At 54.4% G+C, this 14,123-nt stretch carries 12 protein-coding genes; 3 read left to right on the top strand and 9 right to left on the bottom strand.

The features are described 5' to 3' along the window. Positions 1–86 precede the first annotated feature (86 nt). Positions 87–980, top strand: a complete 894-nt coding sequence (locus ACIRQ6_RS02495) for a LysR family transcriptional regulator (protein WP_420862559.1) — start codon at positions 87–89, stop codon at positions 978–980. Between the two features lie 429 nt (positions 981–1,409). Here ACIRQ6_RS02495 and ACIRQ6_RS02490 read toward each other — a convergent pair whose 3' ends face one another. Next, positions 1,410–2,342 carry a carbon-nitrogen hydrolase family protein gene (locus ACIRQ6_RS02490; protein WP_420862558.1) on the bottom strand — a complete coding sequence of 311 codons (933 nt, stop codon included), beginning with the start codon at positions 2,340–2,342 and terminating at the stop codon, positions 1,410–1,412. Between the two features lie 67 nt (positions 2,343–2,409). Next, the gene (locus ACIRQ6_RS02485) at positions 2,410–3,561 is read right to left on the bottom strand and encodes an acyl-CoA dehydrogenase family protein (protein WP_420862557.1); all 1,152 of its coding nucleotides are present in this window, start codon (positions 3,559–3,561) and stop codon (positions 2,410–2,412) included. A gap of 143 nt (positions 3,562–3,704) precedes the next feature. Here ACIRQ6_RS02485 and ACIRQ6_RS02480 point away from each other — a divergent pair, with 143 nt between their 5' ends. Continuing rightward, on the top strand, positions 3,705–4,391 hold the full coding sequence (locus ACIRQ6_RS02480; RefSeq protein WP_420862556.1) for a winged helix-turn-helix transcriptional regulator: 687 nt from the start codon (positions 3,705–3,707) through the stop codon (positions 4,389–4,391). Between the two features lie 626 nt (positions 4,392–5,017). Here the strand turns inward: ACIRQ6_RS02480 and ACIRQ6_RS02475 are convergent. After that, positions 5,018–6,079, bottom strand: coding sequence for a LacI family DNA-binding transcriptional regulator (locus tag ACIRQ6_RS02475; RefSeq protein WP_420862555.1), 1,062 nt, complete (start codon positions 6,077–6,079; stop codon positions 5,018–5,020). An 81-nt stretch (positions 6,080–6,160) separates the two neighbouring features. Between ACIRQ6_RS02475 and ACIRQ6_RS02470 the strand changes: the two genes are divergently transcribed. Beyond that, the gene (locus ACIRQ6_RS02470; protein ID WP_420862554.1) at positions 6,161–7,342 is read left to right on the top strand and encodes a phytanoyl-CoA dioxygenase family protein; all 1,182 of its coding nucleotides are present in this window, start codon (positions 6,161–6,163) and stop codon (positions 7,340–7,342) included. 298 nt (positions 7,343–7,640) lie between these two features. On the opposite strand, the gene ACIRQ6_RS02465 is transcribed toward ACIRQ6_RS02470, so the two are convergent. From ACIRQ6_RS02465 to hmgA, 6 genes are all read right to left on the bottom strand, one after another. Next, positions 7,641–8,933, bottom strand: coding sequence for a type II toxin-antitoxin system HipA family toxin (locus tag ACIRQ6_RS02465; RefSeq protein WP_420862553.1), 1,293 nt, complete (start codon positions 8,931–8,933; stop codon positions 7,641–7,643). Then, complete coding sequence (locus ACIRQ6_RS02460; protein ID WP_420862552.1) at positions 8,933–9,178, bottom strand: helix-turn-helix domain-containing protein; 246 nt, start codon at positions 9,176–9,178, stop codon at positions 8,933–8,935. Before ACIRQ6_RS02460 ends, ACIRQ6_RS02465 begins: the two co-directional genes overlap by 1 nt. 97 nt (positions 9,179–9,275) lie before the next feature. Continuing rightward, on the bottom strand, positions 9,276–10,139 hold the full coding sequence (locus ACIRQ6_RS02455) for a hypothetical protein (RefSeq protein ID WP_420862551.1): 864 nt from the start codon (positions 10,137–10,139) through the stop codon (positions 9,276–9,278). Between the two features lie 722 nt (positions 10,140–10,861). Further along, entirely contained in the window at positions 10,862–12,103 is a 1,242-nt protein-coding gene (gene fahA / locus ACIRQ6_RS02450; RefSeq protein ID WP_420863837.1) for a fumarylacetoacetase, read from the bottom strand. Continuing rightward, the gene (maiA, locus tag ACIRQ6_RS02445) at positions 12,100–12,729 is read right to left on the bottom strand and encodes a maleylacetoacetate isomerase (RefSeq protein WP_420862550.1); all 630 of its coding nucleotides are present in this window, start codon (positions 12,727–12,729) and stop codon (positions 12,100–12,102) included. The genes fahA and maiA overlap by 4 nt, the downstream gene beginning before the upstream one ends. After that, entirely contained in the window at positions 12,726–14,060 is a 1,335-nt protein-coding gene (gene hmgA, locus ACIRQ6_RS02440) for a homogentisate 1,2-dioxygenase (protein ID WP_420862549.1), read from the bottom strand. The genes maiA and hmgA overlap by 4 nt, the downstream gene beginning before the upstream one ends. Between the last annotated feature and the right edge of the window lie 63 nt (positions 14,061–14,123).

Genomic DNA, 14,123 nt, shown 5'->3' with positions numbered 1-14,123 from the left:
TGGCACACCGCGATTTCTGTGGGTATATAGGCATTATGCGTTTTATAGTTTCATGAGATCGAACAATGATTGACCGACTCAGAACCATGGCGATCTTTCAAACAGTGGCTGAGCTTGGATCGTTTCGACAGGCAGCGAATAAGCTGAACCTCTCGCCTTCAGTGATCAGCCACCACATCTCTAAGCTTGAAGAGGACCTTGGCACGCCCTTGCTGTATCGCTCGACACGCCGCATGTCCTTGACCGACGCCGGCGTGGCGCTCTTGGCAGCCAGTCAGCGTATGACGGCGGCGGCAATCGATGGGCTTGCAGCGGTTCAGCGACGTGCATCGCAGCCAACGGGCACGCTGACGATCGCTGCTTCGACCCCGTTTTCCCACAGCCCCTACGTCGAAACCTTCACGCGATTTGCTCAATCTTATCCAGATGTACATCTGTCAATTCAGCTTGAGGACCGGTCGGTGCCGCTGGAAGGATCAAACATCGATGTCGCGATTAGGGGCCGGACCGACAATCTCGACGACAGCACCTACAAAGCCCGCAAATTGGGTAGCGTCCATTTCTGCGTCTTTGCGGCCCCGTCCTATGTGCACAGCAAGCCCACGCCGCAGTCCATGGACGACCTGGCTGATTGGGACTGGATACAAAGTCCGCCGGTACCATGGTCGACCTTCGCAACCTTGGCGGATGGGACCGCCCCGGAACGCATACCTCATATCGTGACAACCTGCAGCAATTTCACGATGGCCCGAAAGTTTGTCGATGAAGGGCTGGGGTTCATGATCGAAACCTATCCGCTTGTGGCCGATGACTTCCGCGCCGGACGTTTGGTTCACATTCTACCGCAGGTGAAGCTGCGCCCGATCGACGTTTACGCGATCTATCCCACCAACAGCCCGCAAGATGGCCTTGCACATCTTTTCATAGATTTCATGATGGACCAGATTTGGGCCACGGAATACGGTTTCGGGCTCAGGTGATCGATCCACTTAGAGCGAGGAAACACAAACTAGGCTCGTTCAAGGTCAGCGGCACCTTCTCCACGACCTGTGGATGCGACGCTCGAATATTGCTGCTGCCTGCACGAACGGCCGCTTCACCCAACGCGAAACAGCGTGAGTGCTCTTAAAGAGCCGCTTTCATTTCGCTGCGTGCGCATGCAGCGAAATAATTGAATTCACAGATTGGGCTCTCTTGAAACCTTCGCTGCGCTGGTCCTGAGTGACCGGTTCGGGAAACAACGCCGTTCGCTGCGCGGTGTACGAACTGATAAGGTGCGGGACAAACCGAGTTTTCGCTGCGCGCGCACCAATGACTGCTATCAACGCGTTCGAACCGAGCCAATGTTGAAATTCACCTGACAATTGAGCGTGTAAAATGCATGCTTAGCTGCAATTGGCGACAGTCGGTCAGCAAAATGAAACCGGCACTTTTCGGCCTCTGTCGACAGTGAGCGAGAAGACATCTGGACGGGCATAGTGGCCGCTTGCATCAAATTTTCTACGTGAAGCACGGGCAGCGGATACGTCTATATCGGCCCAAAGAAGCCCCTTTTCGCGGTGCATCGGACCGGCTGCGATTCCACCGAAGGGTTTATAGATGACGGCGTCGCCGGGATTGACCCATTCATCGTTGTTCGGGAATAGAATGTCGCGATGAGGGATACCTTCGGGAATGTCAGACGCCTCAAGCGCCGTTGCGCATCCAATGACCCAACACCCACCCTCGCGCGCGATGTGCTGCATCGTGGCAAGCCACGTGTCACCTGTGTCCCAGGTCGGAGCGACGTATATGTCGATGTTCTGTGCATAAAGCGCATAGCGCGCCAAGGGCATGTAGTTTTCCCAACACAGTAGCGCGCCGATACGCCCGACCGCAGTTTCGACCACGTTCAGGCCAGACCCGTCGCCAAAGCCCCAAATCATGCGTTCGGGGTTGGTCGGCATCAGCTTGCGATGGTTGTTCATGATCTGACCGTCGGCATCAATGATCGCGCAGGAATTGAAAATCGTCGAGCCCGATACATCCCCGTCGATTTCCTGATAGCCGACCACAATGACCATCTCGTTCTCTGCGGCGGCTTCTTGCAGCGAGGCCATGCCATTGCGGCTGAGGTCGATGGAATTGGCTTGTGACAACGCAAACAATTCATCCGTCTTGCCCATGTCCGCGCCCGGCGACAGTCTCCAGCAAAACGTCGGGTATCCGGGAAACCATGTTTCGGGAAAGACCATCAATTTAGCACCATCTTTTGCGGCCTGCGCGACAAGGTTGATCGCACGCTCCATACTGGCCGCGAGGTTCAGATAGACAGGCGGTTCTTGGACAACTGCGACTTTCATGACGATTTCCTTTTTGTTGTGCTAAGCCCCGACGGCTAAGTTCTCTCCAAAATGAGCAAGTACGGCGCTAAAATATTTGGTCGATTGGCTGTCCCAGCGCCATTGCTCCGGCATATTCGGCCTGCACCTCTTTTTGCAGTGGATGATACCGCGCTGCCTGAATGTCGCGGAAACGCCGCTCAAGCTCAGTCTTGCGATAGAAGCTCGCGCCGCCTGCCAACTCCATTGCCAGTTCCACTGTTCGGATCGCGTTTTCTTCGACCAGACGTCGGCCAATCATCACGTCATTGATGGTCTCTGCCGAGGGTGCGTTGCGCTCGACAGCTTCGATCATAAAGGTTTGCGCCATGCGTGCTGCGGCCAAAGCCGTATCCATACGTCCGGCAATAGACTGGGTGCGGCTGCAGACCGGTTTCCTTCCGGCAATGTCGACCGCAATTTCTCGCGCGCTTTCGGCAATGCCCAGGTAAACCGAATAGATTAGCGGAAATGCGATGTTTGCGATTATTTGAAACGCCGGGTGCCACTCGCCCGCTGCGCGTTTGAGGGGGATTTTGTCGTCAGCGATGAACAACCCGTCGATTGTAACGTCATGCGATCCGGTGCCGCGCATGCCCATGGTGCGCCAGGTATCCAGCACAGTGACCTCTGGCGCAGAAAGTGGTACGCCAAAATGCAGAACCGTCTTTTTTCCGTCTTCGTTACTAATTGCACCAGTCATGAGCAGATCACCCTCAGGCGCGCCGGAGGAGAACACCTTTCGGGCGGTAATTCGATACCCGCCGTCTACTTTTTCGGCCGTGCCGGAGCCACCAATCCAATCTGATCCGCCCGAACTCAACAGCACGATTTTTTCATTGGCGACGCGTCGCAGGAGCGGTTCGACCATAGGACGCGCGGGGTCCTGATGATGCCAACGCCAAGCGGGGATTGCGACTTGGTGGGTATGCATTGATAGGGCAAGGCCGGTTGACCCGCAGGCCCCTGCGATAATGCGCAGCATGTCACAGAGTGCGCGCACGTCGGCCCCACCGCCGCCAAGCTCAACAGGAACACCTGCCGACATCAGCCCGGCGCTTTTCAGGTCCGTGTAATTCGCGTCAATAAACCTGTCATTGTCATCATGGTCAGCCGCCCGTGCAGCAAATGTTTTTGCCAGAGTTTTGGCAGTCTCATTCAGGTTGGCAGCGATTTTAGCGCGATCAATCAATTTGTTCATAGCGAATTCTCCATTCCATCAAAATGCAATCTCAGGATCACGGAAGTGCCATCGCGGCGATAGTCCAGAAACTGTACTGGCGATATTCGCCCAACCCGACTACGCTTAAGAAGACGCTTTGGCAGTCAAAAAGGAGTGATATCATGAGCGGTTACGGTCAGTTTTGCCCGATTGCGATGGCGGCGGAGGTTTTGTGCACGCGTTGGACGCCTCTTTTGCTGCGGGAATGCCTGTGCGGCAGCACGCGGTTCAATGATCTCAGGCGTGGCCTACCGCGCATGTCACCTTCGCTTCTGTCAAAGCGTTTGGGTGAATTGGAAGTGGCAGGTGTGATCAAGTCCGGGAAGACAGACAAAGGCGTCAAAGAATATCGTCTGACAGCGGCTGGCGAAGAATTGAGGCCCCTCATCATGGGGATCGGTGTGTGGGGGCAACGATGGGTCGAAGGGGGGCTTTCGCTCGACAATCTCGACCCAGAACTGCTGATTTGGGACATGCACCGTGGCCTAAACATTGACCCGTTGCCCAAGAAACGCGTGTGCCTTCAGTTCGTCTTCAATGATCTTGCGACCGCAAAGCAAAATAGCTGGCTTCTGGTAGATCCAAATACAGGCGTTGAAGCTTGCTATTCTGATCCAGGTCACGAAGTTGACCTCTACGCGGAAAGCCACCTGCGAACCATGACTGCAATATGGATGGGCGTCGATACTGTCGAGAAAGCGGTGGAAGGCGGGCGGATGGTCCTGACGGGCACCCCCGAGATCGCAACTTGCATGCAGAAATGGCTTGGCCTCAGCCCCTTCGCCCACGAAGAACGGATGGCCAGTTGATACATCAAAGTTTCGGCGATGATTGAAGAGCATTCCACGGCGAAGGTGACGCCGCCTTGCTCACCAGTTATTCAACCACTGATGAATAGTCGGCAATAATCTGAAAGCCGACATTAGCTGCATTGCTGAAATACCGCACTTAGGGCTCTTACACCCCTTTCGCCGCCCGCCGCCCGAACGGCTGCATTGCAGATATGGCAGGCAAAGTGACCTAACGTATAGGCGAAGTTACTTATATATTTCACGGTAGAATTCATCAAATACAACAGGAGCGCTCCGATGATTGTTGCATTGTTAATGAGTGAGCGCCGCCTTTTTTGCGATGGTAAGAGTACGAGTGACTGGAGCCGTGATGAGTGACCGTCAACCAAGTGGGGACGTGTTCGAATACCTAAGCTCACGGAATGCATCCTAAACTAAGGACGCGTTGTTGTTTGGCCAAGATCGAGGTCAACGACAGCGCGTCAACCGTTCTTCAGGATAATTGATAGATCGTGTTAGCGGCGGCACAGTAGAACCCTGCTGGTTCGCATGGTTTTTTGGGCGCTTAGCCGACATCTGACAAAACACTCCACCAGTTAAACATTTCATAGCATAGATCTCTCTGATGCGGACGAAGCTGTCGCTCAGTGCGTATTTGAGGATGTCCGCTTTTGGAAACGCTTATTGAAAGGTGGAATATTCTCGGGCGTGACAACCTGAATATGAGACATGGTTGTTTGAAGTGGCATGACCATGAGCTTGTGATGATGCAAGAAAGCTTGGAACACGTTTAATAAATCCACGCGTAGATCGTGGTGCAGTACAAAGCTAAGTCGCCCATCTTCGATAAGCCGTCTATTTTGGTTATCCAGATCGTGAGCGACATATATGTCAGGCAGTGACCAGTTCTGGTCGAGAGCGTGCAAAATCGCCGTGTTGCCACCTCCCATCGAATATACGGCACGTACTTCATCCAGGCCTGCAATAACACTTTGCATGATGCGCGATGTTTCACCGTGTACGCCGCTGCCCCCACTTGCATCTATGATGCGCAGCTTTGGGCACAGCCGGGCCAGAGTCTCCTTGAACGCCACTTCGCGCTCTTCCTCTCCCAAAAATCGATCATTGCTTTTCGAGGTCAGGACAGCTCCGCCACCGTTGCCGATTGACTTCGCAATCAGGTAGGCTGCCGTGCGACCTGCGCTTTGATTATCGAGGCCCACGTAAGCAAGGCGCTTTGGCGTTTTCAGGTCAGTGACCAAAGTGACGACCGGAATGCCGGATGCGATCAATTGATCCACAGCTGCTCGGATGGCTGGCAAATCACGGGCTTTGATGCATATGCCATGGCTGCCCCGTTTGGCGATGCGCGACAAAGCGGCGGTGACATCATCTTCGGTCATGATCTCTTGGGCTTGGAACCTTGGGCGGCACACGGCGCTTCCAATAGATGGCAGAACCTGTTCCGCAGCTTGCTGGACTTCTCGACTAAAGCGCGTTGGCGCTTCGATTACAAAATCGAAAAACAGACGTCGCCCACGGGCGGCTAGTTGCGCCTCTTGGCCTTCAAGTTCTGAAATGGCTGCAGCAACACGTGCCTTGGTTTGCGGACTGACATTGGCGCGATTGTTGATCACGCGATCGACTGTCGCAGTGCTGAGCCCCGACTGTCTGGCAACTTCTTTGATAGGAAATCGATGTGTCATTTGATGTGTTTCTGATGTGTTTTTCTGGATTAATCAAGGTTTCGATGCTGCACACTCAGGGAAACAAAGGGAGATTGCTCTATGACCAACCACATCGAAACTGAAGTCGGGTATTTTGATAGCGCCGCATGTGATCTCAACGCATTTACTGCGCTTATCGATCAAACGGCCAACCCATCAACCGTTCCGCACGCCGAAGACATTCAAAATAATGTCCCAATCTATGATATGTCCGGGCTGCGTCCGTCGCTTGAGGATATAGAGCAACGGCGCGGGATCATGGCCGAATGGGCGCATGTTCTTAGGGCGGGCGCAGGTGCTCTCGTTCTGCGCAAAGCCTATGAGGACACTGCCGTTCTGGACGAGGCCACTGAGATCTATGAACAGATCATTGGCGCCGAAAAACTGGCAAGCGGTGGCGGCGGTGACCACTTCGCAGCATCGGGATCCAATGACAGGATATGGAACTCCCTGCAGAAACTCTGCGAAGAAGCCCCAGACGTGTTTTTGCGGTACTTCGCCAATACAACCATCGCTGCAGCCTGCGAAGCATGGCTTGGTCCAAACTATCAAATGACTGCGCAGATTAATCTGGTTCATCCCGGCGGTGCAGCTCAACAAGCTCATCGAGACTATCATCTCGGCTTTCAGACGGCTGAAATCAGTGCGGAATATCCCGCACATGTTCATGATCTTTCGCCTGCTTTGACGCTACAAGGAGCCATCGCGCATTGTGATATGCCCGTTGAAAGTGGTCCGACAAAACTCTTGCCATTCTCACAGCTCTACCGCGCGGGCTATGCCGCGTGGAGACGAGATGATTTCAGGGCGCTGTTTGAAGAGCGATACATCCAATTGCCACTCGCAAAGGGGGATGCTCTTTTCTTCAACCCAGCGCTGTTTCATGCGGCTGGCGCAAATTCGAGCCGTGACATTCACCGGATGGCCAATTTGCTGCAAGTGTCATCTGCATTCGGGCGCGCCATGGAAACGGTAGATCGGGCAAAGATGTGCAAACTGTTGTATCCCCATGCGTTGGCCGCACACAACAACAGCACGTTAGGCGTTTCAAACCTGAGGGCTGCAATCTCTGCGTCGGCAGAAGGATATTCATTCCCGACCAATTTAGATCGAGATCCTCCAAAGGGCGGCCTTGCTCCCGAAACACAACAAGCGCTTTTTACGCGCGCGCTTTCTGAGGGTTTTGATCTTCAGAAATTTGACGCGGTTCTAGATGAGATGAGCATCAAACAATTATCATAGCGTCACACGAGCTAAACAGACACGTCTGACGAATTTTTAGGACCAGACTTGCAGAGCGGCCATCCGCCGCTCCGCAGAAAACTGGTAATGTGGGCTCTTTCCCGGCATTCTCTGTAATCGACCTAAAGGTCCGCTTTGGCGCCCACAAATATGGAAAACCCGATGCATCAAGTAGAATAGGGCCCCTGCGATCTCACAATCGCGGCGTAAACCGGCCCTACATACTTGTTACTTCACGAAGGCACGCCTGCCGCTCAATATGATCTACCTTTCATAAAGCGTAAATATGATCTGCGGATCATACGGCATGAAAGGCAGCCGCCCGACGTCGCACGCCAGCAACAATGGCTTCCGTCAATGGTTGTGGAAACTCATCCGGCAGGTCGGCTAGTGTTTTGTCCAGGGCGGGTTCAAGCTCTGTCGCGATGTCCGACAAGACTTCTTCAGCCAGCGCCACACCAAAGCCTGCAGCCTTTGCAGCCTGCGGGAAATGACGCGGCACCACCTCATTGATCCGATAGTGCCCGTCGACCGCCATCGCGAGACGCATCCGGTTTTGGCGAATTTGACCGTCATCCACGGCTTTTTGTGCGCTCAGCACATCATAAAGCGGGGCCATGCGGAAACCTCCGGGGCGCAATGCGATGCTGAAATTCTTGGCGTGCCCGTCTATCGCCCCCAACAGCCAAAACAGTATCTGCGCGCGGAAGAAGGCACGCTGATCTGCTTCAGGGTCATCACTACCAGTCAACATCCCGATCCCTTCAGTGATCCCCGGCCCGCCATCCATTTGGTATTTCTGGCTGGGCGGGACTGAGAGCGCTTGGCAAAAGTCTTCCTGCGGGAGGCGGATCAACCGGCCATCTTTGGTCCAGCGCCGATCGAACCGGGTCACAACAAGGCTCCGCACGTCCTCGAAGTCGGCAATCTCGACTTCAGCCACATCCATGCCCATGGCCCGACAGAGGTTCATGCAGAAAAATTCGTTCTCAACACTGTCAGACAAATCGATCCCTGCGGGCAGAACGCCAAGCTGCGTCTTGAGGATATGGGTTGTTGGGGTGAGCCCCGATGGACGGATCCACGCGCCCTCGTGGCGTAGCAGCGCCGTTTTCTCCTGCGCCCCTGCGATAGAAATGCGGAAGTCGTCTTCCTCGTCTAAGCCAAGGGGGGCACTTGCGAGGTTGCGTAAGATATCCGCAATCTGTGCCTCGGAAACGGGCTCTCCCGCGAGTGCGCCAATCTCGGGGATCTCACCCGAAACGAACTGCAAGGCCCCCACACAATCGCGCCCGATTTTCTCCAGCATGTGCCAGGCGTCCGTACCGCCCGCACGCACCCGTGCGGCTACGCGCTCTCGTATCGCCTGATTGTCCGGCAGCAGATTTTCCAGGTAGGCAATGACAGGTCCGCCCTGGTGCGCCTCTTCGCGCAAAGGCAGGGACAGAGAGATGGGCATGGCGTGTTCCCATGCCAACCATTCCGGATCATAGATAAAGCTGATCGCGCCTGAACCAGCGAGACGCACAGCCCCCACCAACCGTCCGTTCAGAAGCACTTGCATCGTGCCGCTACGCCCGTGTTTGGCCATCAGAAGATATCCTCAATCTCAAGCGAGCCACCGCGTTCCACCAATCGGAACTCAAGCCCAAGTGCCGCCATAACAGCGAACACTGTGGCGAGTTTGGTTCCCGCGTCGCCATTCTCGAGCGACGAAATCGTCGCGACGCGCAAATTCGTGCGCGCGCTGATATCGCTTTGGGTCCAGCCGCGCGCTTTGCGCGTCCGGCGAAGTGCCTCGCCGATCTGCTCGGCCGTTCGTGCTGTGAGATCCATGACGTGGCTCCTTTTACGGCGCACCGTAAATTAAAACAAATTACGCCGCAACGTAAATGTCTACTTTTTACGCCATAGCGTAGCAATTAGATCGCACTCACGCCGGCAGCCCCGCAGCTCGAACTTGCTCAGGCGTCACCATCGTGGACGCAATCAAATCCTCAATCTGCCGGTTGGTGATATGGCGGCACAGGGGATGGCGCTCGTGGATCCACTCGACGAGGCTGGCGCGGCCTTTGGCTTCGGCCTCTCGCGCCTTATCGCGGTCGGCCTGGATCTGCGCCAGTCCCTCCTCCCACCGGCGCATCTTGAACCAATTGTCGGAGAAACTGACCTTGCTGCGCGTGTAGCCCTCGCTTTCCTTCGCGTAGGCTTTAACAACCTGCTTCAGATCATCGGGCTCTACCCCGGCTTTCAGGGCCGAAGCGATTAGACGCAGACTGGTTCGCCGGTCTCGGACCCTGTCTTCGGGATAGGCCGCCAAGATCTTCTCAGCTTCAATATCTTCAACCTCCTCCGCCGCTTCGCGCCTGCGCGTAGGTGGTTTATGGATGGTTTTAGGATGGTTTGGAGTCCACCGTGAACCCCGTACCCCGTTCACCGTGGACCCCGTACCGGGTTCAGGCTGGACGGGGTTCACAGTGACCCCCGTCTCAATATCGGGCTCAGCCGTGGGTTCGAGCGCGGCCACGCGCTCCAGAACGATGCGGTAAATGACGGTGTAGCCGTTCTTGCACTGCCGCTGCCCCGTCTCGATCAGAATGCCTTCCCGCAGAAAGTCGATGATGGTGCGCTTCACTGTGCTCTCGCTGAGCTCTGTGTGGCGCTGGATCGTGCCCTTGGAGCACCAGATGCCCGAGCCGTTATCGCTCGCCTTGTCGGCCAGGAACATAATGATCTGTTTGCGTGCGGCGCTACCAAAGCGACGCTCAGCGCATTCGTTTGCGATGCGCCAGCTCATTGGACCAGCTCACCGGTCAGAAGCCACGAAAAAGCGGACTGAGCGTTTGCGGTGTGGCGCTGGCCTGTGCTAATATACTTCGAAAGCTGCCAGGCTTTTTCTATTTGGCCCCGGTTCACAGTTGCCGCTGTGACGGGGCCTTTTTCGTTTTGAACCGGCGAATTTGGCGTTGAAACTTTCGCTTTTTGTTCACTTTTTGTCAGGGGGTGTTTTGCACCCATAAGCCGTTGTTTTCGCTGCCTGTCTTTCTGGATTGCAAATCCGTGTACACCGGTTCGATTCCGGTACTCGCCTCCATTTAAAAGCAATTGGATAACCTATAATAGTAAACGAATTCGAACCTCTTGGGCTCAAGCTTGAGATACCTGCTGAGGTGAACACTATGTTCGCCAGACGGAATAAAGATCATCATGTGGGTGGTTCGTCTTGACGGCCAATCTTCAGTACAGATGGGCTGACGTTATCGGCCGAAATGAGCGGGCATTTGCCAGACAAACATACCGGCACAATCATACGATCAGCGAGCCGGATCTCGACCTAGTGTGCGGGTTGCCGATTTACATTGAAGCACTGGAGCGGTTTGGAACAAAAAGTCTCAAGCGTTTAGGTTATCCATAAGGATTTGGATATTTCGTTCATTTTTCAGGGAAAGTGGAATCGTTGTTGAGAACAAAGGAGAGACAACGCCTTCATTCACATTGTGCTATCTAAACAACAAGTTATCATTCTTTTACTGGTATGATCACACCGACACATTCACCAAATCCAACCTGAAAACCATCCCCATGTGCGGCGCCCCTGAGCGTTAGGGTATCCCCGTCCTCAATAAACGAGCGCGTGCCACCATCCTTCAGTTTGATTGGCTCTTTCCCACCCCAAGACAGTTCCAACAGAGAGCCCCGCTCTGATTTTCCCGGTCCCGAGATCGTTCCGGAGCCGAGCAAATCTCCAACCCGCATTGCGCAGCCCGAAGACGCATGATGGGCAAGTTGCTGTGCGGCTGAATAGTACATCTGGTTGTAGTTTGTCCGGGCGATCACGGTCTCCGCCATTCCTTCCGGTGCCAGCCCAACTTCCAGATCAATGTCGAAGAGCATCGGTTTCGACTCGCGCAGATAGGGAAGAAGATCCCGCTCTCGTTCGGGCGTTGTCGCCCGAAACTGCTCAAGCGCATCGGTCGTCACAATCCACGGACTGATTGATGTGGCAAATGCCTTTGCCTGAAAAGGGCCAAGCGGCTGATATTCCCAAGCCTGAATGTCGCGTGCGGACCAGTCATTTAGCAGCACATAGCCAAAAATCATCTCATCGGCTTGGTCGACGCTAACTGATGTTCCCATCTCCGACGGGCGACCGACAATCGCACCCATTTCAAGCTCAATATCGAGCCGGTTACATGGGCCAAAGCTTGGCATATCTGCATCCAGTGCTTTTGTTTGTCCACAGGGCCGGACAATCTTTGTGCCACTGACCACAACCGTTGACGCACGGCCGTTGTATCCGATCGGAATATGAAGCCAATTTGGCGGAAGTGCGTTTTCAGGACCGCGGAACATCGTGCCGACATTCATCGCATGATATTTACTTGCATAAAAATCGGTGAACTCGGTCACAACAATTGGCAAGTGCAACTTTGCATCTTCTATTGGGGTCAAGAATGCAGCCAGTTGTTCTTGCTCATCCGCCCCTTCGGCCAACAGCGCGGTCAGGCGTTCCCTCAATTGGCGCCAGTGGTCCCTGCCCTGTTCCATAAAGGCGTTCCAGCTTGGGTCGTTAAAGACGCTACCAAATACGATGAAGCCGTTAGCTTGGAGAGCTTGGACATCGAGAATGTAATCACCAATGGCAACACCGCACCGTTTTTTGGTATCGGCGGTCGAGAAGACGCCGTAGGGCAGATTATTCAGCGGGAATGGGTGGGTTGGGCTGTTCGCACTTTCGACCCAGGATCTTATTAGGCTCATGTCGCGTCTTTCTGGTTTTCCGGGCGTGCGGCATCGAAAGCCGGTAGCGCCAGGCATCGTTGTTCAATTTCTGTGATGCGGGGATATGGCTGAAGATCAACACCCCAGCGATGTGCGTTGTAAGCCTGAGCGACCAGACAAATGTCTGCGAGGCTTGGTGAGCAGCCAAAGCTGAATTGACAGGTTTTATCGATCAACTGGTCATAGGCGCGAAAACCCTCGGCCATCCAATGGCGCATCCACGCAGCAGTCGTCTCTTCATCCGACATCGAACGCACGCGTTTAACGACTTTCAAATTGTTGACCGGATGCACATCTGTTGCAAAGACCATCGCTGCGGCCAGTATGTGCGCGCGTCGAAAAGCATCACCTGTCGGCAGCAATGCAGGCTCTGGCGCGACCTGATCAAGATAATCCAAGATCGCTATCGACTGGGTGATCGCTCTGCCATCATCTGATACCAGTGTCGGCACGCCTCGGATCGGATTGAGCGCTGCGTAGGGTTCAGATGATTGCTCTTCTTTAACAAGATTAACCGGAACCGTCTCATAAGAAAGGCCCTTGAGGTTCAGCGCTATTCTAACGCGGTAGGAGGTCGTCGATCGCCAGTAGGAGTAGAGTTTCATTTCTTGCCCGGCGTACCGTCGAACTTCTTCTCCAGACTCGTCCAACAATCGATGTAATCATCCTGAAGCGACGCCTCTTGGCCGGCGAACAATGTGAGGTGCTGAGGAAACCGCGTCTCAAACATGAACGACATTGTGTTGTCTAGCTTCTCCGCCTTGAGGTCAGCGTTTGAGGCCCCCTCAAAAGCGTTCTTATCCGGTCCATGAGGAAGCATCATGTTGTGCAATGACATCCCACCAGGACTGAAGCCTTTGGGTTTTGCATCATACTGACCATAAATGTTGCCCATCAGTTCCGACATGACGTTCTTATGGTACCAAGGTGGGCGGAAGGTATCCTCAGCCACCATCCAACGTTCGCGGAACAGAACAAAGTCGATATTGGCTGTGCCCGGTTGCCCGGAGGGCGCGGTCAGTACAGTGAAAATCGAGGGGTCCGGATGATCAAAGAGGATCGCACCGACTGGGCAATACGTTCTGAGATCATATTTGCAGGGCGCGTAATTGCCGTGCCATGCCACCACGTCCAGCGGAGAATGGCCAATGTGTGTTTCGTGAAACTGCCCGCACCACTTGATTGTGACCGTTGATGGGGTTTCCTTGTCTTCATAGGTTGCAACGGGCGTTTTGAAATCCCGCGGGTTTGCCATGCAGTTTGCGCCGATGGGCCCCCTCGCTGGCAGTTCAAACTTCTGGCCGTAGTTTTCGCAAACAAAACCGCGCGCTGGACCTTCAAGAACCTCAACGCGATAGACCAAGCCCCGCGGAATGATGGCAATCTCTTGCGGTTCAACATCGATGACCCCCAGCTCTGTGCAGAACCGAAGTTTTCCTTCTTGAGGGACAACCAGCAATTCGCTGTCTGCCGAGAAGAAGTAGGCGTCAACCATGCTTTCAGTGACGAGATAGATATGGCTGGCCATGCCGACTTGGGTGTTTACATTCCCTGCCGTTGTCATGGTCCGCATACCGCTCAGCCAAGTGGTGAGCTCTTCGGAATGAGGAACCGGATCCCAACGATACTGCCCCAGAGATGTGACGCCTTCCATAACGTGTGGCGCGGATTTCCAATACGGAAGATCAATGCGGGAGAAGCGGTGCGTGTGTTTCACCGAAGGTCTAATGCGATAGCACCAAGTCCGTTCATTCTGATGGCTTGGGGCTGTAAATGCCGTACCGGAGAGCTGTTCGCCATAAAGGCCATAATTGCACTTTTGCGGGCTGTTCATACCTTGTGGCAAAGCGCCTGGAAGAGCTTCCGTCTCAAAATCATTGCCAAAACCCGGCATATAACGGGCAGATTGGGCAAGCGATGATGCGGCGGTTTGCATATCCTGCGGTGAAGGCTGCTGGTTCATTTGACCCTCCCTTTGAATGAGTGCAGCCGCCCACGA

Origin of the sequence: Algirhabdus cladophorae (assembly GCF_044772865.1) — a bacterium.
GTDB classification, from domain to species: Bacteria; Pseudomonadota; Alphaproteobacteria; order Rhodobacterales; family Rhodobacteraceae; genus Algirhabdus; species Algirhabdus cladophorae.
This window is presented reverse-complemented; position numbering and strand designations above follow the sequence as displayed.

What these genes read in the sequence shown, in the direction of transcription:
- ACIRQ6_RS02495 (WP_420862559.1), top strand. Translation starts at nt 87, where the DNA reads ATGGCGATCTTTCAAACAGTGGCTGAGCTTGGATCGTTTCGACAGGCA.
- ACIRQ6_RS02480 (WP_420862556.1), top strand. Translation starts at nt 3,705, where the DNA reads ATGAGCGGTTACGGTCAGTTTTGCCCGATTGCGATGGCGGCGGAGGTT.
- ACIRQ6_RS02460 (WP_420862552.1), bottom strand. Translation starts at nt 9,178, where the DNA reads ATGGATCTCACAGCACGAACGGCCGAGCAGATCGGCGAGGCACTTCGC.
- ACIRQ6_RS02465 (WP_420862553.1), bottom strand. Translation starts at nt 8,933, where the DNA reads ATGGCCAAACACGGGCGTAGCGGCACGATGCAAGTGCTTCTGAACGGA.
- fahA (WP_420863837.1), bottom strand. Translation starts at nt 12,103, where the DNA reads ATGAGCCTAATAAGATCCTGGGTCGAAAGTGCGAACAGCCCAACCCAC.
- hmgA (WP_420862549.1), bottom strand. Translation starts at nt 14,060, where the DNA reads ATGCAAACCGCCGCATCATCGCTTGCCCAATCTGCCCGTTATATGCCG.
- ACIRQ6_RS02470 (WP_420862554.1), top strand. Translation starts at nt 6,161, where the DNA reads ATGACCAACCACATCGAAACTGAAGTCGGGTATTTTGATAGCGCCGCA.
- maiA (WP_420862550.1), bottom strand. Translation starts at nt 12,729, where the DNA reads ATGAAACTCTACTCCTACTGGCGATCGACGACCTCCTACCGCGTTAGA.
- ACIRQ6_RS02475 (WP_420862555.1), bottom strand. Translation starts at nt 6,079, where the DNA reads ATGACACATCGATTTCCTATCAAAGAAGTTGCCAGACAGTCGGGGCTC.
- ACIRQ6_RS02485 (WP_420862557.1), bottom strand. Translation starts at nt 3,561, where the DNA reads ATGAACAAATTGATTGATCGCGCTAAAATCGCTGCCAACCTGAATGAG.
- ACIRQ6_RS02490 (WP_420862558.1), bottom strand. Translation starts at nt 2,342, where the DNA reads ATGAAAGTCGCAGTTGTCCAAGAACCGCCTGTCTATCTGAACCTCGCG.
- ACIRQ6_RS02455 (WP_420862551.1), bottom strand. Translation starts at nt 10,139, where the DNA reads ATGAGCTGGCGCATCGCAAACGAATGCGCTGAGCGTCGCTTTGGTAGC.